The sequence below is a fragment of the Variovorax paradoxus B4 genome (assembly GCF_000463015.1).
Classification (GTDB): domain Bacteria; phylum Pseudomonadota; class Gammaproteobacteria; order Burkholderiales; family Burkholderiaceae_C; genus Variovorax; species Variovorax paradoxus_E.
Map to the genome: position 1 here is coordinate 2,140,125 of NC_022247.1, position 26,070 is coordinate 2,166,194.

Sequence of the window (26,070 nt, forward strand, 5' to 3'; positions counted from 1 at the left end):
TGGGGAGAGGGCTCAGGCCGCCTTGCGCAGGAAGCCCTGCTGGCCGCCGTTGCGGTTGGGCGCGAAGCCGTTGGCCAGCAGCGATTCTTCTGCCGTGTCGTAGAAGACGCCGATCCTGGAGATCTCGCGCGCCTGCTTGGCCGTGGCGATCGGGCGACCGAACTGCCGCGAGATCTGCACCAGCTGCTCGACCTGCGCCACCGTGCCTATCTTCCCGGAGCGCGACTGGTTCCAGAGGTTGTCCTCGATGCCGCAGCGCACGTGCAGGCCCATGGCGATGCCCATCATGTTCACGGGCAGCACGTTGCGCATGGAGCTTTCCACCGTGAGCACCGCGCCGTCGGGCACCGCACGCACGAAGTTGGCCAGGCTGTAGATGTTGGGCACGTCCATGCCGCCGCCGATGGCCACCCAGTTCATCACCAGCGGGCCCTTGTAGACGCCGCGGCGCATCAGCCGTTCGACCGAGTCGAAGCTGTTGATGTTGTAGCACTGGAAGGCGCTCTGGATGCCGGCCTTGCTGAGGCGGCGGATGTGCTCCTCGGCCCAGCCCGGCTGCGCCGGCACCGTCATTTCCTTGTAGGCGCGGTAGACCTCGGGGTCTTCCATCGAGGTGCCCTTGACGTCGGCGTCTTCCCAGTGCTCGACCACGTTCATCTGCGAGGTGTTGATGGTCACCGTCACCTGGTCGGGCGTGGGCTCCAGCTCGGCCAGCATGTGGCGCGTGTCGTCCGACAGCCACTTGGCAGCGGCGCCTTCGCTCTCGGGCGCGAAGCTGATCGAGCCGCCCACCTGAATGATCATTTCGGGCACGCGTGCGCGCACGCCGGCGATCAGCTCGTTGAACTTGGACAGCCGCTTGCTGCCCTTGCCGTCGAGTTCGCGTACATGCAGGTGCAGCACGGTGGCGCCGGCGTTGTAGCAATCGACCGCCTTCTGGATCTGCTGCTCCATCGTGACCGGGATGTCCTCGGGGAAGTCGGCGGGCACCCACGACGGCGCGTAGGGCGCGGCGGTGATGATCAGCGGCTGCTGGTTTTCGGGGAACAGATGGCCGTCGAGAAAGTTCATGGCAAAACCTCGGTAGAAAGGAAGAAGGGGATAAGGAAGGCGCAGGGCTGCGCCCGCTCAGAAGACCGCTTCGCCGACGATGCCGGCGCGTTCCATCTTTCGATGGCAGGGCGGGTAGTCCATGACCGCGTAGTGCTGGGTCGAACGGTTGTCCCACATCGTCACGTCGCCCGGCTGCCAGCGCCAGCGCACCTGGTACTCGGGGATCTGGGCCTGGCTCACGAGGTACGCGAGCAGCATGGCGGCGCCGGGCTGGTAGTCCTGCCCGTAGCGCACGTTGGCCGGCGTGTGGAAGTTGGTGAAGTGGGTCGTGAAGCCGTTGACGAACAGGATCTTCTCGCCCGTGTCGGGGTGCGTGCGCACCACGGGGTGCTCGGCGTCGGGGAACTGGGCCTTCAGCGCCAGGCGCTTCTCGATCGGCATCGCGGCGCCGAAGGTGGCCTCGATGCTGTGGCGTGCGCGCAGCCCGGCGATCTGCTGGCGGATGTGCGCGGGCAGATTCTCGAAGGCCAGCGCCATGTTGGCCCACATCGTGTCGCCGCCCACCGGCGGGCATTCGACGCAGCGCAGCACGCAGCCGAAGGGCGGCTTCTCGCGCCAGGTGGCGTCGGTGTGCCAGCTGTTCTCGTAGCGGTCGACCGGGGTGTCGGGGTTCTTGTAGATGCGCACCAGCCCGGGGTGCTCGGGGTCGCTGCCGACCACCGGGTGGTCTTCGAGCTCGCCGAAGTGGCGGGCGAAGGCGACATGCTCGGCGCGCGTGAGCTCCTGCTGGCGGAAGAACAGCACCTTGTGCTTGATGAGGAGCGCGCGGATCTCGGCCGCCAGGCCGGCGTCGCGCGAGGCCTCGGCCAGCGACACCTGGCGCAGTTCGGCGCCGATCGCGCAGGTCACGGGGTGGACCTGGATGCCGCGCGTCAGCACGGCGGGTGCCCCATTCGAGGGGGCTGGCTGGTTCATGGAACCCATGGTTTTGTCTCCTTCGCCCGGTCGTCTGGCGCCGCTGTCCGGCGGTGACCGTGTGGGAAGGAAGAATAGGTCGCGAACCCTTCCCGCGCCCCCTCCTTGCAGAAGGGGGCGCCCGGTCCGGGAGGGGAGGGAGAACCCTCGCTCAGCGCTCGGGGCCGAGCAGTCCCAGGATGCGCGCGCGCTGGACCACCTGCGTGCGGGTGCCGGCATCCAGCTTGGCGAACAGATTCTTGACGTGCCACTTGATGGTGGTCTCGCCCACCTGCATGGCGCGTCCGATTTCCTTGTTCGACAGGTTGCGGGCCAGCAGCGACAGCACCTCGCCCTCCTTGGGCGTGAGCACCGCGCCGTGCGTCGCGGGGAGCGCGGGCGGCGGCGCGGCGGCGCTGGCGACCGTGATCTCGGGCTGCGCGCTCTCGGCCGCGAGCGTGCCGACCCAGGCGCCGAGGTCGGGGTGCGCGTCGGAGAACACGCGCTGCAGCCCGTAGGCGCGCGCCAGGTCCATCGCTTCGCGCAGCAGCGCCTGCGAGGGCTGGCCGCAGCGCTCTTGCGCCAGCGCGCGCAGGCCGAGCAGCTCGATGTGCAGGCCGCCCTGCTTGCGCTGGCGGGCCTGGTCGTCGGCACGCGCCAGCTGCGCGAGGGCGTCCGGCCAGTCGCGCGTCGCAATGGCCGCATGGGCGCGGGCCACGTCGCGCAGCGTCTCCACGCCGCGCCGCCAGAGCGGGCCCTGCGGCAGCGCGGGGTCGGCCAGTTGTGCGTCGATGCGCTCGCACAGTTCGCGGCAGGTCTGGGCGCGGTGGCGCTGCGCGTGCAGGCGCACCTGCTCGGCGAGGCTGGCGATGCGCAGCCGCGGCAGGCGCCGCGCGGCGCCGACCGCGTCCAATGCGGTCAGCAGTTCCAGCGCGCGGTGTTCGGCGCCTTCGGCCGCCGCGATGCGCGCGGCGGTCCGATAGGCCAGCAGCAGCGATTCCGGCAGGCCGCTGTGCTCCAGCACGTCGAGGCGGTCGGCCAGCAGCGTCGCAGCGTCGCCCGGCAGGTCGCGATCCCAGGCCACCGCGGCGAGCAGCGCAGCCAGGTTGCAGCTGAAGCGGTGGCGCCGGCCCAGCTCGGCCTCGGCGCCCGCCACGGCGGGCCGCAGCAGTTGCTCGGCCAGCAGCACCTGGCCCTCCCAGGCGTAGCTGAGGCCGATGACCAGCTCGCTCCAGCGCCGGATGTAGTCGATGCCGTGACCCGGGTGCCCGCGCATGGCCTGCTGCTGGCGCAGGCGCGCCAGCGCCGGTTCGCCTTCGAGCAGCGCGCGGTAGGCCATGCGGTTGGCGTGCGACTGCAGCAGCAGCGGGTCTGTCAGCGGCACGGCCTCGGTCCACGGCGCGTGCAGTTCGACGAAACGGTCGGGGTCGTCCGCGAACACGGCGGCGCTGCCGAGGATCAGCGCGCATTCGCAGCGCAGGGCATCGCCGACGTCGGGCTGCGCCAGGATGCGTGCCACGAAGCGGCCGGCCTCCTCGTGCCGCTCGCTCGACGCGAGCGTCCACGCCGCTGCCAGCAGCAGGCGCGGGCGCCGGTCGAGTTCGTCGGCGGGCATCTGCGCGAGCCATTCGAGCACGGCCGCCTGCCGGCCGCGCCGCATGAGGGACTCGTACAGGCTGCGCTCCGCCAGCTCGTAGGCCGTCTGGTGCTGGCCCGCGCTCAGCGCATGGTGCGCCGCCTCGTCGAACAGGTCGTGTGCCGCCAGCCACTGCGCCGCGCGCGCATGCACCGCGACCTGCTCGGCGGTGTCCAGCGCGCCGAAGCGCTGGCGCAGCACGTCGCGCGCCAGCGCATGCATGCGCAGCCAGTCGCCTCCTTCTGCTGCGGCGAACACCGGCGTGTCGTTGTTCAGCCGCGCCAGCCGCGCCGCGGCGTCTTCGGCACCGGACACGGCCCGGCACAGATCCGGATGCAGCAGGTCGAGCACGGCGATGCGCACCAGGAAATCGCGATCGTCCGGGTCCAGGTTGACCAGCAGCAGCCGCACCAGCTCGCCCTGCAGTTCGCCGGCCGCCGCCGTCATGCCGGAGAGGGCAGCGTGGGCATCGGCGCCGCGCGAGATGATCGTCATCGCCAGCTGCAGGCCCAGCGGCCAGCCTTCCGTCAGCTCGTGCAGCCGGGCGGCCGTGTTGCGGTCGACGCGCGCGCCGAAGCGGGCGTGCACGAGCTGCAGGGTTTCGTCGAGGCTGAACTTCAGCAGCGCCGGACCGATCTCCACGCACTGCCCGTAGGCCACGAGGTCCTCGATGTCGAGCCGGCCGTCGGGGCGCGTGGCGATCAGCGTGCGCACGTTGGGCGGTGCGTTGCGCAGCAGGTAGGCCAGCGCCTCGCGCGAGGCCGGCGGCAGCCGCTCGGCCTCGTCGATGACCAGCACCACATCCAGCGCCGCCTGCGTCAGCTCGGACAGCAGGGCCGTGACGCTCCCGAGGTTGCCGGGCCGGTCGTCCTCGAGCACGCTGCGGCCGAAGGCAGGGCGCCCCATGGCAACGCGCAGCGCCAGCGCCAGGCTCTGAACCAGCCGGCCCGGATCGTCGTGGTTCTGCGCCGAGACCCAGGCGACCGGCATGCCCATGCCCAGGTACTCCAGCCGCCACTGCGCCAGCAGCGAGGTCTTGCCGAAGCCCGACGGTGCCTGCACCACGAACACCGCGTGGTCGCGCAGCGCATCGGCGCTGGCCAGCAGCCGGGCGCGCGACACCAGGTGGCGCGGCACGCGCGGCGGCGTCACCTTGAGCAGCAGGTCGCGGGGGGCGCCGGTCGCACCGGTCGACGGGAAGGTGGCCAAGGGTCGTTCGTGTCCGTGGTGTCTGCGGGAAGGAGGTCGGCGCCGATTTTCCGCGTCAATCCCGAGCATGCAGCGCGGCCGTCCGGCGGCGCCCCGCGCTGCGCTTCGCGCGGCTTTCCTTCGCGCTGCAGCCGAACTGCGCGTGGAACCAGCGCGACAGCCCGCTGGGCGCGGAGAAGCCGAGCAGCGCCGCCACCTCGGCCAGCGGACGGTCGCTTTCCAGCACGTGGCGCGTGGCGAGTTCCTTGCGCACGTCGTTGACGATCGACGAGAAGGTCTGCCCTTCATCGGCGAGCCGGCGCTGGACCGTGCGGCACACCACGCCCACGTGGTCCGACACCTGCTCGATGGTGCAGCGCCCGCTGGGCAACAGCTGCAGTACCGCGCGCCGCACGTCGTCGTGCAGGGCTTCGACGGGCGGCCGGGCCGAGGCATCGAGCAGCTGCTGCGCGTAGCGCGCCATGGCCGGGTCGGCCGACGGGTTGGGCGCGGCCAGGTCTTCCTTGGCGCAGACGATGCAGTTGAAGTCGTGATCGAACTCGACGGCCGGGCCCATCACCCGGCGGTGCGTGCGCAGGTCGCGCGGCGCCGGGTGCGCGAGGCACACGCGTCGCGGCTGCCAGTCGGCGCCGAGGAACTGCCGCATGATGCGCAGCATCACGCCCAGCGCGAGCTCGATGCGCTGGCGCGTGGCGCGGTTTTCCTTGCCGGGCTTCACTTCCTCGCGGATGACCACCACCTGGTCGAAGGCCTCGATCATCAGCGACAGTGAGCCGTTCAGCAGCGGCAGGTAGCGCATCAGCACATCGAGCGAATCGCGCAGCGTGGGTTGTTCGCGCACCAGCAGGCCGACGGCCCCGAGGTTGGACAGGCGCCGCGACTCCGCCATGCACAGGCCGAAGCTCTCGTTGCCGGAACGCGCGGCCGACGACTGCAGCAGCGAGGCCACGCTCTCGACGGGAATCATCAGGTCGGGTTCGTCCAGCACGCTCGGGTTCAGCCCGGCATCGAGCAGCATGCGCACCGGGTCCAGTCCACTGGCACGGGCGACTTCGCTGTAGTTGGTGAGACTTGCCGCGCGGACCAAGGAAGACATCGAAAACCTGAGCACTGGAGTGGCATCGAAGGGTAAGTGGCTGGCGCGCAAAGTCAATCGGGAGAACACCGCCGTCACCAGAATCCAGGGCACCGAACAACAGCCATCGGAGACACCAGGCATGCTCAGACCTTTCATTCTTGTTGCGGGATCTTTTTGCGCCGCCGGCGCGAGTGCCCAATCCTCACTGACCGTGTTCGGTGTCGTCGACGCGGGGATCAGTCGCTATTCGACGAAGAGTTCGACCTACGGCTCCGCCGCGCTCTTCGGGCCGCGCACGATGCGCCAGAGCCAGACGGTGTTGTCGCCCTCGGGCTTGAGTTCGAGCCGCCTGGGCTTCCGGGGCACCGAAGACCTCGGCGGCGGCCTGGCTGCGAGCTTCTGGCTCGAGGCGCCGTTGAGCAACGACACGGGCGGCGGCATCTCCAACTTCGGACGCCGCTCCACGCTCAGCCTGAGCGGGCCCTTCGGCGAACTGCGCCTGGGCCGCGACTACACCGCCTCGTTCTGGAACGACGCGGTGTTCGATCCGATGACCGTCAACGGCGTGGGCACGAACCTGATCGCCGTCGTCAACAGCAACATCGCGGCCTCGCGTGCACTGGCGACCGGCGGCCTGCTCAACGGAGGCCTCTCGGCGGGCACCGACAGCTACCTGCGCACCAGCAACGCCGTCAGCTACTTCCTGCCGCCGAATCTGGGCGGCTTCTACGGCCAGGTGCAGTACGCGCTGCCGGAGAACATCAAGGTCGAAGGCGCGTCCGCCCCGGACGGCACGGGCCGCCGCGGGCGCTATGCGGGCGCACGCGCCGGCTGGTCGAACGGGGCCGTTGACGTGGCGCTGGCCTACGGCGAGAGCACGGTGGCCGACACCTTGCTCAACAAGGAGCGCATCAAGACCGTCAATCTCGGCGCGTCCTACGACTTCGGGTGGGCCAAGCTGTTCGGCGAACTGTCGCGCGTGAAGGACGTGAAGGAACGGCCGCTGACCGCCGCGGTCAGCGGCCGGTACGACGGCGCCTTGCTCGGCCTCACGGTGCCGGTCGGCCCGGGGCTGATTCGCGTCTCCTACGCCACGGTGAAGTTCGACAATGGATCGACGGTGCCCGATGCGGACGCCCGCACCAACAAGCTCGCAGTCGGCTATGTGCATCACCTGTCGAAGCGGACGGCGCTGTACGCGTCGGTGGCCCGCATCCGCATCCGGGACGGCCACAACAACCCGACCGTGATGGGCGTGACGCCGCTGGTGCTGAGCCTGCCTGCCATCTTTCCGCAGCCGGGCTTCACCACCTCGGGCGGCTTCCAGCCCCGCGGCGCGATGGGCTACGACGTCGGCATCCGGCACACGTTCTGAGCGCCGGGCGGCGCTGCTTGTTCGTTGCTCAGGGCACGAGCACGGTGGCGCCGGTGGTCTTGCGGCCTTCGAGCGCGCGGTGCGCCTCGACCGCGTCGGCGAGCGCAAAGCTCTGCTGCGGTTCGCTCACGATGCGCCCGGCCAGCACGTGGCCGAACAGCTCCTCGGCCATGGCCAGCATGTGCGAACGCGGCTGGATGTAATGCACCATCGCCGGGCGCGTGAGCCAGAGCGAGCCCTTGGCCGCCAGCAGCTTGGTGTCGATCACCACCGAGCCCGAAGAAGTGCCGTTGCTCACCAGCGAGCCGCGCGGCTGCAGGCAGTCGAGCGACGCTTCCAATGTGTCCTTGCCCACCGAGTCGTAGACCACCGGCACGCCCTTGCCCTCGGTGATCTCGCGCACGCGCTGGGCGATGTTCTCGCGCGAGGTCACGATCGTGTGCGCGCAGCCGTTGGCCTTGGCGATGGCCGCCTTCTCGTCGGTGCTGACCGTGCCGATCATCGTCACGCCCAGGGCACGGGCCCACTGGCAGGCGATCAGGCCCACGCCGCCGGCGGCCGCGTGATAAAGAATGGTCTCGCCGCCCTGGAGCGGATAGACCTGGCGGAACAGGTACTGCGCCGTCATGCCCTTCATCATGAGCGTGGCGGCGGTGCGGTCGGAGATGCCCTCGGGCAGCGGAATCAGCACATCGGCCGGCATCACGCGCACCTGCGAGTAGGCACCTTGCGGCCCGATGAGATAGCCCACGCGGTCGCCCACGCGGATGTCGGTCACGTCCGGGCCCACGGCCTCCACCACGCCCACGGCGTCGGAGCCGAGGCCGTTGGGCAGGGCGAGCGGATAGCGCCCGGTGCGAAAGTAGATGTCGATGAAGTTGACGGCAATGAGGCTGTGGCGCACGCGCGCCTGGCCGGGACCGGGTTCGCCGACCTCGACGTGTTCGAGCTTCAGGACGTCGGCGCCGCCGGTCTCATAGAAGCGGATGGCCTGGTTCATGGTGCGTCTCCTGGAGTGTCTGGGTGCATGGAAGCGCTCATTCTTGCGGCGTGCCGCGGCGACCGGAAGCACCGCCGCGGCGATGTCCCAAATCGACAAGCAGACGCCCCAATAAAGCAAGAACAGAGGGCGGGGTGCGCCGGATACTGGCGGTGTTGGCCCACCGAGGCCTGCATGACAAGAACCGGAGACAACCCATGAAACTGCTGCACTTTGCACGCGCCGCGGCGGCGCTGGTCGGATGCTCGATGGCCCTCGGGGCCTGGGCGCTGGGCGACAAGCCCGTGAAGCTCATCGTTCCCGCGCCGCCGGGCGGCACGATGGACATCGTCGCCCGCGTCGTCGGGCAACAGATGGCACTGGACATCGGCCGGCCCGTGATCATCGAGAACCGCCCCGGCGCCGGCGGCTCGATCGGCCTGCAGGCCATGCTGCAGGCGGCGCCCGACGGCAACACCATCGTGCTGGCTGCGAGCAACGTGCTGGCGGAGACGCCGCAGGTGGTGAAGATGCCGTTCGACCCGCTCAAGGACGTGGTGCCCATCGCGTCGGTGGCGCGGTCGGGCGTGGTGCTCGTGTCGGCGGCCAGCTACCCGGCCAAGGACTTCCAGGGCCTGATCGCCGAGCTGAAGGCGCGCAAGGGCAAGGCCAGCTTCGCCAGCTACAGCCCCGGCACCGTCTCGCAATACGCCGGGCTGATCCTCAACGACGGCGCCGGGCTGGACATGCAGCACGTTGGCTACCCCGGCTCACCGCCCGCGCTGCAGGACCTGCTCGGCGGCCAGGTCGACATCATGTTCGACGGCATGCTGACCTCGACGCCGCTCATCAAGGCCGGCAAGCTGCGCCCCTATGCCTTCACCGGCAAGACCCGCTCGCGCTTCCTGTCCGACGTGCCGACCACGACCGAACTCGGCTACCCGGACCTCCAGTTCCGTGGCTGGGTCGGCTTCATCGGCTCCAGCAAGCTGCCGGCCGACGTGCTGGCCAAGCTGCATGCCGTGATCGAGAAGGCCGGCCAGGCCCCCGCCGTGCAGCAGAAGCTGATCGACGTGGGGCTGGAGCCCGAACTCAGCGTCGACACGCCCGCGCTCATCGCCGAGACCCGGGCGCTGTCGGAGCGCAACGCCGCCATCGTCAAGAAGTACCGCATCCAGGCGAACTGACCTGCACCCGCCATTCCAACGGAGACCTCTCATGAAGATCAGACCCGTCACGCCCTCCCTCGGGGCGGAAGTCACCGACGTTCACCTGGGCGAGGCTTCGCGCGACCCCGAGCGCTTTGCGCCCATCCGCGCTGCGCTGCTCAAGCACAAGGTGCTGTTCTTTCGCGGCCAGGACATCACGCGCGCCGAGCACGTGGCCTTTGCCAAGCGCTTCGGCCCGCTGGAAGACCATCCGGTGCTCGGCTCCGACCCCGATCACCCGGGGCTGGTGCTCATCCATCGCAGCGACAACAAGCACAGCTACGAGAACACCTACCACTGCGACGGCCTGTGGCGCCCGACCCCGCCGCTGGGCTCGGTGCTGCGCTGCATCGAATGCCCCGAGATCGGCGGCGACACCATCTGGGTGAACATGGTGCAGGCGCACGACGAGCTGCCCGAAGAGATCAAGCAGAAGATCGCCAAGCTGCGCGCCAAGGCCAGCATCGAGCATTCGTTCGGCGCCGTCATGCCGATGGAAGCCCGCCTCAAGCTGGGCCAGGACAACCCGCCCGTGGAGCACCCCGTGGTGCGCACGCACCCCGAGACCGGCGAGAAGGTGCTCTATGTGGGCAGCTTCACCACGCACTTCGTGAATTACAGCACCCCCGAGAACGTGCGGCACGGCATCGACAAGACGCCGGGCGCGGCGCTTCTTTTGAACTACCTGCTCAGCCGGGCCACCATTCCCGAGTACCAGGTGCGCTGGTCGTGGCAGCCGGGTGACGTGGTCGTCTGGGACAACCGCAGCACGCAGCACTACGCGCTGAACGACTACTGGCCCGCGCCGCGAAAGATGGAACGCGCCGGCATCGTGGGCGACGTGCCGTACTGAGCCGTGCGCTTCCTTCCGATATCCGCATTGCAACCAGAAGACGCCACGCCATGAACTTCCTCGACGGCCACCTCTTTCCCGAAAACCAGCAGCCGCTGATCATCACCGCTGCCCCCTATGCACCGGGCTGGCTTCCCTCCGACTTCCCGGGCGAGATCCCGGTCACGATGGAGGAGCAGATCCAGAAGGCGGTCGATTGCTACAACGCCGGCGCCACCGTGCTGCACCTGCACGTACGCGAACTCGACGGCAAGGGCAGCAAGCGGCTGTCCAAGTTCAACGAGCTGATCGCCGGCGTGCGCGCACGCGTGCCCGAAATGATCATCCAGGTGGGCGGCTCGATCAGCTTCGCACCGGAGAGCGAAGGCGCCGCCGCCAAGTGGCTGAGCGACGACACGCGCCACATGCTGGCCGAACTGGAGCCGACGCCCGACCAGGTGACGGTGACGGTCAACACCTCGCAGATGAACGTCACGGAGCATGCCGAACTGGCGGACTTCAAGGGCACCTCGCGCGAAATCCCGGCCATCTTCGAGGCCTACAAGGAAATGACGGTGCCGGCGCAGCCCGGCTGGGTCGAGGAGCACATCCGCCGTCTCACCAAGGCCGGCATCCAGAGCGCCTTCCAGTGCTACAACATCAACAGCTTCGAGTCGGTCGAGCGGCTCATGCGCCGCGGCGTCTACAAGGGCCCGCTGGTGATGAACTGGGTGGCGATCAGCGGCGGCATGGACGCGCCGAACATCTACAACCTCGCCAACTTCGTGCGTGCGGTGCCCGACGGCGCGGTGCTTACCGTGGAAAGCTCGGTGCGCAACGTGCTGCCTGTGAACATGATGGGCATCGCCATGGGCCTGCACGTGCGCTGCGGCACCGAGGACGTGCTGTGGAACCAGACGCGCTCGGCCAAGATCGGCACCGTGGCGCAGATCGGGCAGCTGGTGGAAATCTCGCGCCAGTTCGGCCGCCCGATCGCCACGGCGCAGCAGGCGCGCGAGATCTCGAAGATCGGCGTGTTCTACGAGACGGCCGAAGAATCGCTGGCGGCCAACGGCTTCGCGCCGAATCGCAACGGGGCCAACCAGGGCTTCCTGCGCAAGGCGGCCTGAGAGAGCGCATCGCGATGACGAGGCGTTTCACGCACGCGTTCTGGCGCCTGCTGGAGGACATGTCGCATGCCCTGCGCTTCGAAGACCTGGCTCAGAACGCGCGCACCGCGCCCTGAGCCACCGCGCCGGCCGTCTGCTTGCTCCACTGCGAGGCGCTGCAGCCGAAGTGATTGCGGAACCAGTGGCTGAAGCTGCTGGGCCCCGAGAAGCCCAGCAGTTCGGCCACCTCGCTCAGCGGCAGGTCGCTGTCGCGCAGGTGGCGCTTGACGAGGTCGGAGCGCACGTGGTCGAGCAGGCTGCTGAAGGTGAAGCCTTCGGCCTCGAGCCGGCGGTGCAGCGTGCGGCGGTCCACGCGCAGGTGCCGCGCCACCTCCTGCGCCGTGCAGCCGCCGCCGGGCATCAGCGCCAGGATGAGTTCGCGGCAGGCTTCGCGCGTGCTCTCGCCGCGGTCCTTCAGTGCCGCATCCAGGTACTCGCGCGCGAAACGCGCCGCGCCCTGGTCGCCCGATTCGCGCGGCTTGCGCAGGTCGGCCGCCAGGCAGACCAAGCCATTGAAATCCTGGTTGAACTTGACGTGGCGCCCGAAGAAGGCCCGGTGCGCCGACACGTCCGCCGGCGGGCGGTGCGTGAAGCACACCTGGAGCGGGCGCCACTGCGGATCGATCAGCTCGCCGAGGATGCGGAACATGATGCCCACGGCCAGCTCCATCGACTGGCGCATCGGCAACCCGGGGCTGGGCAGCAGGTCTTCCTGGATGATGACCATGTCGCCCGTGTCTTCGAGGCGAAAGCTCAGCGAGGCGTTCACCAGCTTGAGGTAGCGGCCCAGCGTGTCGAGCGCATCGCGCGGCGTGGGCTCTTCCTTCAGCACGACGCTGATGGGGCCGAGCGCGGAGAGCTTGCGCTGCGCCGCGAGCCGCAGAGCGAAATCTTCGGTGCGCGTGGCGCGCGCGGTGATCTCGAGCAGTTCGCGCACCGCGTCGCCCGGGATCAGCGTCTCGGGATGTTCGAGCAGCTGGGCCTTCAGCCCCACGGTGCGCATGAAGGCATGCGGGTCCCGGCCGAGCGACTGCACCAGCTCCACGTAGCCGCTGAGGCTCGCGCTGCGCATCAGTCGACCGAGGTGTTTCATGGCTGGCTTTTTTGGGGCCCCGCGCTCACTCGGGGCTGATCTTGAGTTGCAGTTTCTCGATGATGGCCCGATTGTGGGCGGTCGTGGCGTCCAGCGTCTGGCGCAGCTGCGGCAGCGACATGTCGCGGGGCGGATCGTAATTCTGCGCGAGCAGGGCCTCGCGGAATTTCGGCGACTGCACGGCCTTGGCCACCTCGGCGCGGATTTTCTCCTGCAGCGGCAGCGGCATGCTGCTCAGCACGAACACGCCGACGCTCGCGTCCGGCAGCACGAAGTCGGGCAGGCCCAGTTCGCCGAAGGTGGGCACGTCGGGCAGGAAGCGAGAGCGCTTGGACGACGCCACGGCCAGGGCCTTGATCTTGCCGCTGCGGATCAGCGAAGTGACGTTGCTCACGACCTCGAAGGTCAGTTGCACCTGGTCACCCATCAGGTCGACCAGCGCCGGCGCCGAGCCCTTGTACGGCACCACGAGGATGTCGTTGCCGCTTCGCTCTCTGAGCATCTCGCCCAGCAGGTTGGAGCGCGTGCCCGCGCTCAGGTTGGCCACGCTCACCGAGCGCGGATGCTGCCTGGCATGCGCCAGCAGTTCCTTGACCGTGTTCGGCGCAAAGCCGGTGTTGGCCACCAGCACATGGAACATGCCCGTCACCTCGCCGACGTAGGTGAAGGTCTTCAGCGGGTCGAAAGGCGTCTTCACGGTGAGCGGAATGTCGGACAGCACGCTCGACGGTCCCACCATCAGCGTGTACCCATCGGCCGGCGCGGCCATCAGCGCGCGCTCGGCGATGACGGCGGAGCCGCCCGGCTTGTTCTCCACCAGCAGGGTCTGGCCGAGGTTGACGCGCAGTTGCTCGGCGAGCAGCCGCGCCGACGCGTCGGAGATGCCGCCGGGCGGCGCGGGAACGATCAGCCGGATGGGCTTGTCGGGCCAGGGCTGGGCCGCGGCGGGGGCCACGGCGCAGCACAAGGCGGCCAGGGAGATCAGGGGGGGCCGCAGCAGATGCAGAAACATGACGGTTCATCCTCAGGTGAAAGGGGCAAGCGGAAGACGCGGGAGCATGCGAATTTTCCGGCGCCACGTCCTCCCAATGCTTGGCGACAGGCGCCGATCACTTACCGAATCGCGACACCGGAATCGATGTCGGCGCGCGACGCGCCATTGCCCCAAAAAGACAAAACCTCGCCCCAGATGAGCAAGAAGTTTTCCCAAGTGCACCAGACACTTTCGGCGTCAGAGACCCCTTCCCACCGGAGACACATCACCATGAACTTCCTCGACGGCCACCTCTATCCCGAGAACCAGCAACCCCTGATCATCACGGCCGCCCCCTATGCGCCGGGGTGGATTCCTGCCGACTTTCCGGAAGACATTCCGGTCACGATGGAAGAGCAGATCCAGAAGGCGGTCGACTGCTACGAAGCCGGCGCCACCGTGCTGCACCTGCATGTGCGCGAAGCCAATGGCAAGGGCAGCAAGCGCCTGTCGATGTTCAACGAACTGATCGCCGGCGTGCGCGCCCGCGTGCCGGAGATGGTCATCCAGGTGGGCGGCTCCATCAGCTTCGCGCCCGAGGATGACGGTTCCGCGGCCAAGTGGCTCAGCGACGACACGCGGCACATGCTGGCCGAGCTCACGCCCAAGCCCGACCAGGTGACCGTGACCGTCAACACCACGCAGATGAACGTGACCGAGCACGCCGGCCTGGACGACTTCAAGGGCCTGTCGCGCGGCGACCCGCGGCTGTATTCGACGTACAAGGACATGATCGTGCCCTCGAACCCCAGCTGGGTGGAGGAGCACATCCGCCGCCTGACGGCCGCAGGCATCCAGAGCGAGTTCCAGTGCTACAACATCAACAGCTTCGAAACCATCGAGCGGATGATCCGCCGCGGCGCCTACAAGGGCCCGCTGGTGATGAACTGGGTGGCGATCAGCGGCGGCATGGACCAGGCCAACATCTACAACCTGGCCAACTTCCTGCGCGCCGCACCCGACGGCTCTGTGGTCACTGTCGAGAGCTCCGTGCTCAACGTGCTGCCCGTGAACATGATCGGCATCGCCCTGGGCCTTCATGTGCGCTGCGGCATCGAGGATGTGCTTTGGAACCAGACGCGCACGGGCAAGATGAGCTCGGTCGAACAGATCAAGCAGCTGGTGCGCATCTCGACCGAGTTCGGCCGCCCCATCGCCACCGCGCAGCAGGCGCGCGAGATCATGAAGATCGGCGTCTTCTACGAGACCGCCGAAGAGACGCTGCAGGCCAACGGCTTCGCGCCCAACCGCAACGGCGCCCAGCAGGGCTTCCTTCGCAAACCGACCTGACGCACAAGGAGGCGTTGATGTACCGACTGGTCAGTCGGTAGATTGCGAGCGATCACCCCTCGACGGGCGCGCGGACGCACAAGGGCAGGGCGACCGGGTGCCGGTCGGCCAGTACACCGACGAGGCCATCGCGCGCCAGGAACTGCGCCTGCTGCGCCGGCATCCGCAACCGGTGGCTGCCAGCGCGTCGCTCGCGGCGCCGGGCGCGTGGCTGTCGCTGACGTACGTCGGCGTGCCGCTGCTGCTGGTGCGCCAGGAGAAGGGGCAGGTCCAGGCCTTCCGGAACGTCTGCCGCCATCGCGGCGCCCGCGTGGTGCCCGAGGGCAGCGGGAGCGGCGCCTCGTGGCCGGTCTTGGTGGTGGCGGTGACGGCGGGCAGCTCGCGTTCCTTCAGCCAGGCGCGTATCTCGGGTTCTTTCAAGCTGCCCAGCAGCGCCTTGCCGCTCGAATTCCAGAGACAGGCGGGGGGCATGATGAGAGTCTGTTGAGGGGCGGAAAGCCGTCCGCTCGTTTTCGACCTTCAGAGCTTGGAAAGAGGGACCTGGAGGTCGGCGAGTTGATGGGGATCGACGCTCGTGCGACGCTCGATCAGGCGTCGCGCAAAACGCAGATCGCGCGCCGCGTTCGGCCCGAGCGCCGCGGCAACTTTGTCTGCATCGAGAAAGAACATGACAAAGCTGTTGGAGTCCACGTCGCCGCGCACGACCACCTGGTGCCTGGGTGTCGGAACGCCGAAGATCTGCAGATTGACGTCGTATTGGTCGGACCAGAACCACGGCAGCGGCTGATGGTTCACCGTGGCTCCCAGCGCGGCGCGCGCGGCCGCGATCCCTTGCTCCTGGGCGTTCTGCCAGGACTCCAGTCGCATGCGCCGGGCAGCCCAGTCGCAGTGCCAGATCGCGACGTCGCCAGCGGCAAGGATGTCCGGATCCGAGGTCCGGCACTGGGAATCGACCAGGACGCCGCCTTCACATGCCAGACCCGCTTCGCGTGCGAGTTCATCGTTCGCGATCAATCCAACGCCGAAGAGAACCACGTCGCAAGCCAGCTCCCGTCCGTCGCTGAGGGTTGCCGTCAGGTCTTCGCCCGGCCCTTGGGCCAACTGCTCGATCCCCGCACCCAACTCGACCTGAACGCCATGCGCGGTGTGAAGCCGCAGCAGGTAGCTGGAAATCTCCGCAGGAACCGTGCGCTCGCACAGCCGACCCATGGCCTCGACGACGGTGACGTCCAGGCCCTTCTTCCGGGCGGTCGCCGCGACCTCCAGCCCGATCCATCCGCCGCCTACGACAAGCAGCCGCTTTCCGGCAACGAGCGCCGCACCGAGCGCTGCCGCATCGCCGATGCTGCGCAGGGTGAAGATGCCAGGCAGATCGGAACCCGGGATGCCCAAACGGCGCGCCCGTCCTCCGGTGCAGAGGATCAAGCTGTCGTAGTGAATCGGCTCGCCGTGGCTCAGATGCAGTCGTTTCGCGGTCCTGTCGATGCGCGTTGCGCTGACATCGGGGCGCCAGTCGAGGTTCAGCGCATCGAACGCTTCCGATTTCTGCAGGTAGGTCGTGTCCGGATGCGCATCGCCTGCGAGCACCGCCTTTGACAGGGGCGGCCTTTCGTAGGGGCGGTGAGGTTCGTCGCCGATCAGCACCACCCGGCCATCGAAGCCGTCGCTGCGCAGCGTCTGCGCAGCCCATCCTCCGGCCTGGCCACTGCCCACGATCACGATCGTCCGATCACTCATGGGGCCTCCGGGCCGTTGCGGAACGGTGTGTCTGGGCTCGGTGCGCGAGCATTGCCATGCAGCTGAATCAGCCCAGTGAAAGAAACACCCGGCCGCCTTCGATCTTCACCGGATAGGAGCGGATCGCTTCCGTCACGGGGGCGCACATCGGTGCGCCATTGCGCACGTCGAACTTGCCCTGGTGCAGAGGGCATTCGATCTCGTGCCCCTCCAGGAAGCCCTCGCACAGGCGGGCGTGCCCGTGGGTGCAGATGTTGTCGGTTGCATAGATCTGGCCGTCTACGCCGTACAGGGCAATGTCGCGTCCGTCGACGAGCATGCCCACGACATCGTCTGTCGGTACTTCATCGACCGGAGCCGCGTCGGTCCATTGGAAATCAGGATCGCTCATGGGTTGCCTCACAACGGGTAGATGACGGAGTTCGGGATCATTTCGCTGTCATAGATGACCTGCCGCGAAGCGAATTTCAGTCCCTGTTCGGTCCGTACGACGACGTCGATGTAGCGCCCGACGCTGAAGACTGTTGAAAGCTCGGAGAGCTTGGTGCGAAACACCGCGTAGTTGGCCTCCGACTCGAAGCGATTGGCTTCGGCCTTCAGCACAACCGGTGTTCCGACAATGTGGCGCTGGTAGTAGGGGTCGTGAAACAGGGTTTCGCGAATCCCGTAGACACGGTCCTTGAGCATCCCCTTGCTCTCGAACGAGAGCGTCGCCAGCGGAAAGCCGCGGTCGTAGTTCTCTCGTGGCTGAAGCCTGTAGATGCAGTCTTCCGTGAAGAATTCGGGCCAGAGTTCCCATTGGCTGGAGCTGACGGCCTGGGCATAGCTGGCGTAGAGCTGAGACAGTTCGAAGTAGTCTTTGAAGTCCACGTCAAGCCTCCATCACCTTGCGCCAGTACTCGTACATGCCCCGGATCAGGGTCTCGGTGACCATGTGATCCGTGTCGCCGACCTCGCGTCCGCCAAGCTCGGCGAGCGTGCGATGAAAAGGCTTCTGCTCAAAACCCTTTTGCGACAACTCGATCACTTCACCGTCGTCCGCGGACACGAATCCGGCGGGTCCGAAGAGATTGGCCTGACGCAGCCGGCGCTGCGTCATTTCTTCGGTATCGTCCTCGAATCCGAAGTGGGTCCAAACAAAATCGAAGGCACCGGGGCCGCTCGGTTGGATGTGGCGCGTAGAGACACTGTTGACCTGCTGTTGAAAGATCACGCTCGGGAACAGCGTCATCATCACAGCCGTCGGTCCGCCCCACCAGGGCTCCGGCACGATGTCGAGGAAGCGGGGGTCGTTGAGCTGCATGCTTTCCTTGAAGCTCGACACCTGGGTGACCTGGTCGGCCTTGCCGCTCGCACCACGCGTTGAAATCATGGCGGCATGCCGATGGTGCCGATCCATCTTGAGCTCCGACTTGTTGTCGGCACGCCAGAGACCGAAGGTGACGAACCAGGTGTGCAGCAGGCCCGGGTGGTATGGGTCCTTGATGTTCTCCTGCATCAGCTTCCAGTTGCCCGGAATGCGCTGGCGGTTGTAGCCGAGGATCTTCAGCTTTCGGCCGTTGAACAGCCGATCGAAATAACCCAGGATCTCCGGCCCCATGAAGTCTTCGAGCGATTCGACGTCGGGGTCGAAGGATGCAAAGACGACACCCCCGCGGGTCGCGACCTTGAGTTTGTTCAGGCCATGCTCGGCGGGCTTGAAGTCGGCGGGCATCCCGCCGTTGACTTTTCCATCCTGTTTGACGCCCCGGCGGAAGGGCACTCCCTGCAGGTCGCCGGTGAGCGTGTAGTTCCACTGGTGATAAGGGCAGGTGAACCCCTCCGCCTTGCGGCTCCCATGGCGCTCGCGGCAGAACTGCATGCCCCGGTGAGCGCACACGTTCTCGACGACGCTGATGGAATCCGCGGCGTCGCGCACCATGATCACGGAGCGTTCGCCGACGACCGTTCGCTTGAAGTCCCCGATCTCCGGAACCTCGGCCTCGAGGCCGACGTAGCACCAGTGGTTTCGATAGAAGAAGCGCTCCAGCTCTTGTCGATGCTGATCGGCCTCGGTGTAGGCCATGAAGGGGATCCGGCTGGTGCCTTGGCTTTCCCAGTGGATCTTCTGGGGGAAGACGGCCGATGTGTCGTCCATGTCTTGTGTCTCCTGTGCTGCCGTAGGGGAACAGCGTCTTGTGTGCAGCAATGATCGCCATTCCGGTGCCATCGCTCAATAGAATATGGGGAATAGTTCAGATTGATTCCGCGAATGTGAGGCGTCATGGAGCTCAAAGACATCGACCTCAACCTTCTGGTCGTTTTCCATCAGTTGCTCGTCGATCGGCGCGTCTCGAAGGCGGCCAGTCAGCCTTGGTCTTTCCCAGCCGGGCGTGAGCAACGCGCTGGCTCGACTGCGCAAGCTCACCGATGACCAGTTGTTCCTTCGAACGCCCAACGGCATGGAGCCGACGCCGTATGCACAGCAGCTTGCGGGACCCACCGCGAGCGCATTGCAAGTCATCCACGCGGCGATCAACCAGAAGGCGTCGTTCGACCCGTCGACTTCGAAGCGCGCCTTCACGGTGGGCATGACGGACATCGGCGAGATCTACTTCCTGCCCAAGCTGATGAAGGAAGTGGCACGTCTTGCGCCGAATGTGTCCATCAGCACCGTTCGCAACACGGCCGTGAACCTGCAGGATGAGATGGAAGCGGGCCATGTGAACCTTGCGATCGGCCTGTTGCCGCAGCTCAAGGCGGGGTACTTTCAGCGGCGGCTGTTCAAGCAGCAGTACGTCTGCATGTTCCGGCGTGGGCATCCCCTCGACAAGAAGACGGTTTCATTGAGCGAGTTTTCCTCGGCCGATCACGTCGTCGTGATCTCCGCGGGAACGGGCCACGGCAACGCCGACGAAATCCTCGGCCGGAAGAAGGTGGTGCGAAAGGTGGTCCTCACCGTTCCGCACTATGTCGCCGTGGGCCACATCCTTCACGACTCCGACCTGGTCGCGACCGTTCCGGAGCGGCTCGCGCAGGCTTTGGCGGGGCCTTTCGAACTGTCCTACATCCGTCACCCGGCCAAGCTGCCCGAGATTGCGATCAACCTGTTCTGGCATGGTCGCTTTCACAAGGACCCGGCCATCACGTGGCTGCGCTCGCTGATCGTCGGGCTGCATGGGGAAGGCGCGCCCGACTAGGGCTTTGAAGGTCGGCGCCTCGCTAGGCTTTCCGAATCTCCAACGCGGCGAGGGCGGCTTTCACATTCCCTGAGAGCTGGAGCAGCGGGCCTGCGAGCATCGACTCAGTCTCCGCAATGCCGGCCTTCGTCGTGACGCTCGCGTTGAGCACGTAGACAGGGCGGTCTTCCACCGCGATCGGCGTCGCGAGGGCGACCACCTCCGGTTGCCAGGAAGCGGTACAAAAGCCGCGCTCAGCCACGCTTCGGGCTGCGCTTCTGATCTCGTCACGAATCTGGTTCCAGCCGCTTTGGCGTCTTTCGCGGAACTGTGCCATGAGAGCGCGCCGCCGGGGCTCGTCGGCGACCGCCAGGTAGGCCCGGCCAAGCGAAGTGAGCTCCATCGGCACCCGCTGGCCCGCAACGACGTTGCGCAGCGAAACCCTCCGGTTGTAGCGGACCGATTCGAGGTAGACCATTTCGTCCCGGTCCGGAACAGCCAGGCCGACATTGATGCGAAGTTTCTCCGCCAGGGCTCGCATCAGCGGGGCGACCGTGTTCAACACCGGGGAGCCGGCGCGCATGGCGTGGGCAAAGCTCAATACCGGCGCGGCAAGCCGGTAGGCCCGAAGGCTCCGATCATGCTCGAGCATTCCGGTTTCGACCAATGTCTGGGTCAGGCGGCTGACGGTGGCGCGCGAAAGCCCGGTGCGCTCCGCGATCTCGCCGTTTCCCAGCAGGTCGGCACCGGGCCTGAAGGCCCGGAGGATCTCGATCCCCCGCTCGAGAGATCGATTCAGCGTCGGCTCTTCGAAATGTTGGCGTCTGGTGGACATGAACATGGGGTTCGGGGTTGAAGGGATCGCGCAGTGTAATTCCATTGATTGGAAATAGGGGGGTGCGCAAGGTGCTCCGGGAACCTAAGCTGGAGGCACTCGATGAGAAGACCCAAGCCGCCATCGATCCTGCTTCCTTCGACCTTCTTCCATTTGGAGACAATCATGCAAAAAGGCCTGCTCTCGGCATGCTTCAGGACCGTCTCGGTCTTTTTTTCGATCGCAGCGGCGACCGCTGCAATCCCGACGCCGGCACTCGCCGCGTTCCCCGACAAGCCCGTCAAGATCGTCGTGCCGTTTGCACCGGGCGGCGGCACCGATCTGGTCGCCCGCACCATGGGCATCGCGATGGGCCAGGAACTGGGTCAGCCGGTCATCATCGACAACAAGCCCGGCGCCGGCACGATCATCGGAACGGACGCGGTGGCGAAGGCTGCACCCGACGGCTACACGATGGTGATGGCCACCGTTGCGCATGTGGTGAACCCCAGCATCCAGAGCAAGCTGCCCTACGACTACGAGAAGGCCTTCGCGCCGGTCATGCTCGTCGGGGTTTCTCCGAATGTGCTGGTGGTGCGGACAGACAGCCCGCTCAAATCGGTCAAGGATCTCATCAACGCAGCCAAGGCAAATCCGGGCAAGCTCTCGTTCGCATCGCAAGGCGCAGGCACTTCGGCGCACCTTGCCGGTGAACTCTTCAAGAACCTGACGAAGACGAACATCACCCACATTCCCTACCGGGGCGCCGGTCCGGCCATCACCGATCTGTTGGGCGGCCAGGTGGACGTCATGTTCGCAACCGCGGCTGCAGTGGGCACCTTCGTCGAAAGCGGCAAGCTGCGCGCGCTTGCAGTCACCACGGCCACGCGATCGTCCTCCCACGCGCTTGCCAAGGTGCCGACGATTGCGGAAAGCGGCGTGCCTGGCTACGTGGCCGACAGCTGGTACGGCCTGTATGTGCCTGCCGGCACTCCCGCTGACGTCATCGCCCGCCTGAACGCCGCCGCCAAGAAGGCCGTCCAGACGGAGGCCTTTCGCAAGCGCGTGGAAGGGGAGGGCCTCGTGATCAACGGGGGCTCGCCGGCGGACTTCGACAAGTACGCCAAGGGCGAGGAAGCGCGTTGGCGCAAGGTCGTCAAGGAAAACAACATCACCAACGAATGAGGGGAACGGTGAAATGACTGAACAATTGATCGAGCTGGAAGTTGCAGGCGGCATCGCCACCCTGTGGCTGAACCGTCCCGAGAAGCGCAACGCCATGAGCGACGACATGCGCACGCAATTCATCGCGGCGCTGGAGCATGTGACATGCGACAAGGCGATTCGCGCATTGGTGCTCACCGGGCGCGGCAAGGGCTTCTGCGCCGGCGGGGACGTCGCCGGAATGGAACGGCGGATGCAGGCGCCTGCCGGCGAGGTGGGCTTCAACGGCTGGAGCCGCCAGCAACGTGTGCACCACACCCAATCGCTGCTGCACACCATGCCCAAGCCAACGATCGCTGCCGTCAACGGGGCGGCTTCCGGCCTGGGAGCCGACACGGCCCTGGCCTGCGACTTCATCATCGCTTCGGATGCGGCGAGCTTCACGTGGTCCTACATCCATCGCGGCATCGTTCCCGATGGCGGCGGCATGTACTTCCTGCCGCGCCGAGTGGGCCTCTCGAAAGCCAAGGAACTGATCTTCAGCGGCCGGAAGGTCGAGCTTGAAGAGGCGCTGCGCCTCGGCATCGCCGATCGCCAGTCGGATGCCGAGACCCTCGTTGCCGATGCGCAGCGCTGGGCGGCCGAGATGAGCAAGGGATCGGCCACCGCATTGGCCCTCGGAAAGACGATCCTCAACCAGAGCTTCGAGTTGTCCGCGCACCAGGTGTTCGCACAGGGGAGCCAGGCGCAGGGCATTTGCTACACCAGCACCGAGCATCGCGAGTCGGTGATGGCCTTCCTGGCCAAGAGCAGCGCGAAAAACGGGACGACGAGATGACCGAACCGAACTCCATCACCAGGCTCCTCAAGCCGCGCAGCGTCGCAGTGATCGGCGCTTCGGCGGATGCCGCCAAGACCGCCGGCCGCCCGGTGGCCTACCTGCGCAAGCACGGATTCACGGGCGAGATCTACCCGGTCAATCCGCGTGTCGACTCCATTGGCGGCCTGACCTGCTATCCCGACATCGCCTCGATTCCCGGCACGCCCGATGTTGGCATCGTGCTGCTGGGCGCGGAGCGGGCGCATCAGGCCGTGCGCGAACTCGCGGCCAAGGGGAGCGCTGCGGCGATCGTGCTCGCCAGCGGCTACACGGAAACCGGGGAGGAGGGCGCGCGTCGCCAGCAGCAACTCATCGAGGCCGCCGGCAGCATGCGGATCCTCGGCCCCAACACGATCGGACTTGTCAACCTGACCGACAACATCGTGCTCTCCGCCAGCGGCGCGCTCGAGATGGATCATTTTCCGGTCGGCGGGATCGGCGTGGTCTCGCAAAGCGGGGGCATCCTCGGCGCATTGCTTTCGCGTGCCGCTGCACGCGGCATCGGCCTGTCGAAATTGATCTCGACCAGCAACGAGGTGGATCTGGACCTGGCGGATTTTGTCGATCATCTGGCTGACGACGCGGACACCAAGGTCATTGCACTCTACGTGGAGAGCGTCCGCAACCCCGGGAAGTTTCGTGCCGCTGCGCTGAAGGCGGCGCGCGCGGGCAAGCCTGTCGTCGCGTTCAAGATCGGTCGCTCCGAAGCCGGCGCGAAGGCTGCCGTATCGCACACCGGTGCATTGGCGGGGGCCGACAGCATGTACGACGCGTTGTTCAGGCAGGTCGGCGTGATTCGCGCCCAGACCTTTGGCGACCTGCTCGACATTCCGGTCGCACTGGCCACGGGCCGCAAGCTGCGCGGCAAGCGCGTGGCCATCCTGACCTCGACGGGCGGAGCCGGAACTCTGGTTTCGGACGATCTGGGCATGCGAGGCTTCGAGACGCCGGCGCCGGACGCTGCGACGGCCGAGGCTTTGCGCGCGCTGCAGACCGGCGATCACGCCGTGCTCGACCGCAATCCCATCGACGTGACCTTGGCGGGTCTGCAGCCGGACCTGCTGCGCGGCGCCATCAATATCCTGCTCAAGAGCCCCAGCTACGACGCGCTGGCGATCATCGTCGGCTCCTCCAGCCTGGCCATGCCGGAACTGATGGCAGGCGCCATCCAGGACTGCCTGCCCCACTCGGACAAGCCGGTGATCGCCTACGTGAGCCCGCATGCGCCCGAAGTCGCGGCCTTGCTCACGCAGCGCGGTGTGCCCGCATTTGCCGCGGCCGAAAGCTGCACCAGCGCGCTGGGCGCGATGCTGAATGTCGGCAGCTGGCAAGAGCCGACGTTCAGCGCGCCCGCGGCGGCCGTGCTCGTCGACGACCTGCCGGCAGGCTCCCTGGACGAAGCCCAGGCCAAGCAGCTGTTCACCCGTTTCGGCGTGCCCTGCGCGCGCGAGGTGGTCGTGGCCACGCCAACCCAGGCCGAAGCTGCGGCGCGCGAACTGGGCGGCCGAGTCGTGCTCAAGATTCTGTCGGCCGAGATCACGCACAAGAGCGATGTCGGCGGCGTCGCCGTGAGCCTCACGGCCGAGACGGTGGGGGCGCGCCTGCTGGCAATGGCCTCTGAAGTCGAGAGCAAGGCAGGCGTGCGGCCCCGGCGCTTCCTGGTGCAGGAAATGGTGGGCGGCGGCACGGAGCTGATCCTGGGCGTGCACCACGATGTGCTGGGCACGGCCATCCTGTTGGGCATGGGCGGCATCACGGCCGAGTTGTTCAAGGACACCACGATGCGGCTGTTGCCCGCCCAGGGTGGTCTGAGCCGCGAGGACGCGCTCTCCATGGCGCGCGAACTGAAGACCTGGCCATTGCTGGACGGTTTCCGCGGCCGCCCCAAGGCCGATGTCGAGGCGCTGGTCGATGCCATCGTCGCCTTCTCGAAAATGGCGGCCCAGCTCGGCGAGCGCCTGGTCGAAGCCGAGATCAATCCGGTCTTCGTGTTGCCGCAGGGGCAGGGCGTGCGTGCCGCTGACGGCGTCGTCGTGCTCGCCTGAGCGTTGAAACTGATCGGACCTGACCATGCATGCCACTGAAGTATTTGCCCGCTACGCCACCGAATTCCACCAGGCCCGGCTGGATGACGAAGTACTGCACCACGCGAAACGTGCCGTGATCGACTGGTATGCGGCGCTGTTTCCGGGTTTGGCGGTGGCGCCGATGCCGCAGCTTCGTGCGTTGCTGGCGGACGACCTGGATCGCGGCCGTGCGCGCCTGCCCGACGGCCGTTGTGCAACGCCCCGCGTGGCCGCGCTGCTCAACGGTACGGCGGCCCATGCCGCGGAGGTGGACGACAGCTTCCGCGACGCCATGTACCACCCTGGTGCCGCCACCGTGGCGGCGGCGCTTGCCATCGCGCAGGATGGCAACGCCGCGGGCCTGGACTTCCTGCGCGGCGTGGTGCTCGGCTACGAGGTTTCGACCCGCATCGGCGTGGTGATGGGGCGGCCGCACTATCGCCATTGGCACAACACGGGAACGGTGGGCACTTTCGGGGCCGCCTCCGCCGCTGCGGGCCTGCTGGGGCTGCAGGGCGCGCCCTTCGCACATGCGCTGGCCACGGCCGCCACCTTCGCAGCCGGGCTGCAGCAGGCGTTCCGCATGGATTCGATGTCCAAGCCCCTGCACGCGGGCCGCGCCGCCGAGGGCGGCGTGCTCGCCGCGCAGTTGGCCGCGCAGGGCGTGACGGGCTCGTTGGACGTGCTGGACGGCGAGGCCGGCTTCGGCCGCGCCATGAGCGACGGCCCGGACTGGTCGAAGGTGGGCGAGACGCTGGGGCGTGACTTCCACGTCACGCGGCTGACCTTCAAGAACCATGTCGGTTGCGGCCACACCTTCGCCGCCATCGACGGTGCTCTGGAACTCGCACGCCGGTACGGCCTGCGCGCATCGGACATTCGCCACGTCCATGTGGCGACTTACGGCCCCGCGCTCGACATTGCCTGCTACGAAGACCCGCGCACCGAGAACGAAGCCCGCTTCAGCCTGCGCTTCGTGGTGGCCACGGCGCTGGTGCATGGCAGCGTGCGGCTGGCAGCCTACACGCCCGAGCGGCTGGTGGATGCCGACACGCGCGCCATGATGGCGCGCATCACGGCCGTGGTCGATCCGGAGCTCGATGCGGCCTTCCCCGGCCGCCGCTCGGCGCGTGTGGAGATCGAGACCGTCGACGGTCAGCGCCACGCCTGGCTGCAGCCCGACCGCAAGGGCGACCCCGAGCTGCCGCTGTCCGACGCCGAACTGGAGGACAAGTTTCTTGAACTGGCGATGCCGGTGATCGGTGCCGAACGCGCGCAGGGACTGCTGCAGCGCCTATGGGGCCTGGACCGGGCTGCTGACCTGCAGGGACTGGCGGTCTGA

At 67.3% G+C, this 26,070-nt stretch carries 22 protein-coding genes and 1 pseudogene; 11 read left to right on the forward strand and 12 right to left on the reverse strand.

What is annotated here, in order from left to right:
- Nucleotides 1–12 precede the first annotated feature (12 nt).
- The 4 genes from VAPA_RS09995 to VAPA_RS10010 all read right to left on the reverse strand — a co-directional run bounded on the left by VAPA_RS09995 (nucleotide 13) and on the right by VAPA_RS10010 (nucleotide 5,948).
- A complete protein-coding gene (locus tag VAPA_RS09995) occupies nucleotides 13–1,071 on the reverse strand; it encodes a beta-keto acid cleavage family enzyme (RefSeq protein ID WP_021006642.1) in 1,059 nt (352 codons plus the stop codon).
- 57 nt (nucleotides 1,072–1,128) lie between these two features.
- Complete coding sequence (locus VAPA_RS10000) at nucleotides 1,129–1,977, reverse strand: TauD/TfdA dioxygenase family protein (protein WP_041946400.1); 849 nt, start codon at nucleotides 1,975–1,977, stop codon at nucleotides 1,129–1,131.
- Between the two features lie 202 nt (nucleotides 1,978–2,179).
- Nucleotides 2,180–4,852 (reverse strand): LuxR C-terminal-related transcriptional regulator, encoded by a 2,673-nt coding sequence (locus VAPA_RS10005; protein ID WP_021006644.1) that lies wholly within the window; start codon nucleotides 4,850–4,852, stop codon nucleotides 2,180–2,182.
- A gap of 55 nt (nucleotides 4,853–4,907) precedes the next feature.
- Entirely contained in the window at nucleotides 4,908–5,948 is a 1,041-nt protein-coding gene (locus VAPA_RS10010) for an AraC family transcriptional regulator (protein ID WP_021006645.1), read from the reverse strand.
- 121 nt (nucleotides 5,949–6,069) lie between these two features.
- Between VAPA_RS10010 and VAPA_RS10015 the strand changes: the two genes are divergently transcribed.
- Nucleotides 6,070–7,305, forward strand: a complete 1,236-nt coding sequence (locus VAPA_RS10015; protein ID WP_021006646.1) for a porin — start codon at nucleotides 6,070–6,072, stop codon at nucleotides 7,303–7,305.
- 28 nt (nucleotides 7,306–7,333) lie between these two features.
- Here the strand turns inward: VAPA_RS10015 and VAPA_RS10020 are convergent, their stop codons facing one another.
- Nucleotides 7,334–8,305, reverse strand: a complete 972-nt coding sequence (locus VAPA_RS10020) for a quinone oxidoreductase family protein (RefSeq protein ID WP_021006647.1) — start codon at nucleotides 8,303–8,305, stop codon at nucleotides 7,334–7,336.
- A 197-nt stretch (nucleotides 8,306–8,502) separates the two neighbouring features.
- Between VAPA_RS10020 and VAPA_RS10025 the strand changes: the two genes are divergently transcribed.
- The 3 genes from VAPA_RS10025 to VAPA_RS10035 are packed head-to-tail and all read left to right on the forward strand — an operon-like array spanning nucleotide 8,503 to nucleotide 11,454.
- On the forward strand, nucleotides 8,503–9,471 hold the full coding sequence (locus VAPA_RS10025; protein ID WP_021006648.1) for a Bug family tripartite tricarboxylate transporter substrate binding protein: 969 nt from the start codon (nucleotides 8,503–8,505) through the stop codon (nucleotides 9,469–9,471).
- Nucleotides 9,472–9,502: 31 nt separating this feature from the next.
- The gene (locus VAPA_RS10030) at nucleotides 9,503–10,345 is read left to right on the forward strand and encodes a TauD/TfdA dioxygenase family protein (RefSeq protein ID WP_021006649.1); all 843 of its coding nucleotides are present in this window, start codon (nucleotides 9,503–9,505) and stop codon (nucleotides 10,343–10,345) included.
- Nucleotides 10,346–10,395: 50 nt separating this feature from the next.
- Nucleotides 10,396–11,454, forward strand: coding sequence for a beta-keto acid cleavage family enzyme (locus VAPA_RS10035; protein WP_021006650.1), 1,059 nt, complete (start codon nucleotides 10,396–10,398; stop codon nucleotides 11,452–11,454).
- Nucleotides 11,455–11,545: 91 nt separating this feature from the next.
- Here VAPA_RS10035 and VAPA_RS10040 read toward each other — a convergent pair whose 3' ends face one another.
- Nucleotides 11,546–12,586, reverse strand: coding sequence for an AraC family transcriptional regulator (locus VAPA_RS10040; protein ID WP_021006651.1), 1,041 nt, complete (start codon nucleotides 12,584–12,586; stop codon nucleotides 11,546–11,548).
- A gap of 25 nt (nucleotides 12,587–12,611) precedes the next feature.
- Nucleotides 12,612–13,598: a Bug family tripartite tricarboxylate transporter substrate binding protein gene (locus VAPA_RS10045; protein WP_021006652.1), complete on the reverse strand. Its 987-nt coding sequence runs from the start codon at nucleotides 13,596–13,598 to the stop codon at nucleotides 12,612–12,614.
- A gap of 252 nt (nucleotides 13,599–13,850) precedes the next feature.
- Here VAPA_RS10045 and VAPA_RS10050 point away from each other — a divergent pair, with 252 nt between their 5' ends.
- Entirely contained in the window at nucleotides 13,851–14,909 is a 1,059-nt protein-coding gene (locus VAPA_RS10050) for a beta-keto acid cleavage family enzyme (RefSeq protein ID WP_021006653.1), read from the forward strand.
- Nucleotides 14,910–15,006: 97 nt separating this feature from the next.
- Complete coding sequence (locus VAPA_RS10055) at nucleotides 15,007–15,396, forward strand: Rieske 2Fe-2S domain-containing protein (RefSeq protein ID WP_021006654.1); 390 nt, start codon at nucleotides 15,007–15,009, stop codon at nucleotides 15,394–15,396.
- A 32-nt stretch (nucleotides 15,397–15,428) separates the two neighbouring features.
- On the opposite strand, the gene VAPA_RS10060 is transcribed toward VAPA_RS10055, so the two are convergent.
- The 4 genes from VAPA_RS10060 to VAPA_RS10075 form a co-directional block, all read right to left on the reverse strand.
- Entirely contained in the window at nucleotides 15,429–16,646 is a 1,218-nt protein-coding gene (locus tag VAPA_RS10060; protein WP_021006655.1) for an NAD(P)/FAD-dependent oxidoreductase, read from the reverse strand.
- A 67-nt stretch (nucleotides 16,647–16,713) separates the two neighbouring features.
- Nucleotides 16,714–17,037, reverse strand: a complete 324-nt coding sequence (locus tag VAPA_RS10065) for a non-heme iron oxygenase ferredoxin subunit (RefSeq protein WP_021006656.1) — start codon at nucleotides 17,035–17,037, stop codon at nucleotides 16,714–16,716.
- Nucleotides 17,038–17,045: 8 nt separating this feature from the next.
- On the reverse strand, nucleotides 17,046–17,516 hold the full coding sequence (locus VAPA_RS10070; RefSeq protein ID WP_021005391.1) for an aromatic-ring-hydroxylating dioxygenase subunit beta: 471 nt from the start codon (nucleotides 17,514–17,516) through the stop codon (nucleotides 17,046–17,048).
- Between the two features lies 1 nt (nucleotide 17,517).
- Entirely contained in the window at nucleotides 17,518–18,783 is a 1,266-nt protein-coding gene (locus VAPA_RS10075; RefSeq protein ID WP_021005392.1) for an aromatic ring-hydroxylating dioxygenase subunit alpha, read from the reverse strand.
- Nucleotides 18,784–18,909: 126 nt separating this feature from the next.
- Between VAPA_RS10075 and VAPA_RS10080 the strand changes: the two are divergent.
- Nucleotides 18,910–19,825, forward strand: a pseudogene (locus VAPA_RS10080) (LysR family transcriptional regulator).
- Nucleotides 19,826–19,847: 22 nt separating this feature from the next.
- Here the strand turns inward: VAPA_RS10080 and VAPA_RS10085 are convergent.
- Nucleotides 19,848–20,645, reverse strand: a complete 798-nt coding sequence (locus VAPA_RS10085) for an IclR family transcriptional regulator (protein ID WP_155248062.1) — start codon at nucleotides 20,643–20,645, stop codon at nucleotides 19,848–19,850.
- 159 nt (nucleotides 20,646–20,804) lie between these two features.
- Here VAPA_RS10085 and VAPA_RS10090 point away from each other — a divergent pair, with 159 nt between their 5' ends.
- From VAPA_RS10090 to VAPA_RS10105, 4 genes are read left to right on the forward strand one after another with little or no spacing between them, the layout of a single operon-like run.
- Nucleotides 20,805–21,803 (forward strand): tripartite tricarboxylate transporter substrate binding protein, encoded by a 999-nt coding sequence (locus VAPA_RS10090; RefSeq protein WP_021006659.1) that lies wholly within the window; start codon nucleotides 20,805–20,807, stop codon nucleotides 21,801–21,803.
- Between the two features lie 13 nt (nucleotides 21,804–21,816).
- Nucleotides 21,817–22,620 (forward strand): enoyl-CoA hydratase/isomerase family protein, encoded by an 804-nt coding sequence (locus VAPA_RS10095; RefSeq protein ID WP_021006660.1) that lies wholly within the window; start codon nucleotides 21,817–21,819, stop codon nucleotides 22,618–22,620.
- Nucleotides 22,617–24,707, forward strand: coding sequence for an acetate--CoA ligase family protein (locus tag VAPA_RS10100; RefSeq protein ID WP_021006661.1), 2,091 nt, complete (start codon nucleotides 22,617–22,619; stop codon nucleotides 24,705–24,707). Before VAPA_RS10095 ends, VAPA_RS10100 begins: the two co-directional genes overlap by 4 nt.
- Nucleotides 24,708–24,732: 25 nt before the next feature.
- The gene (locus VAPA_RS10105) at nucleotides 24,733–26,070 is read left to right on the forward strand and encodes an MmgE/PrpD family protein (protein WP_021006662.1); all 1,338 of its coding nucleotides are present in this window, start codon (nucleotides 24,733–24,735) and stop codon (nucleotides 26,068–26,070) included.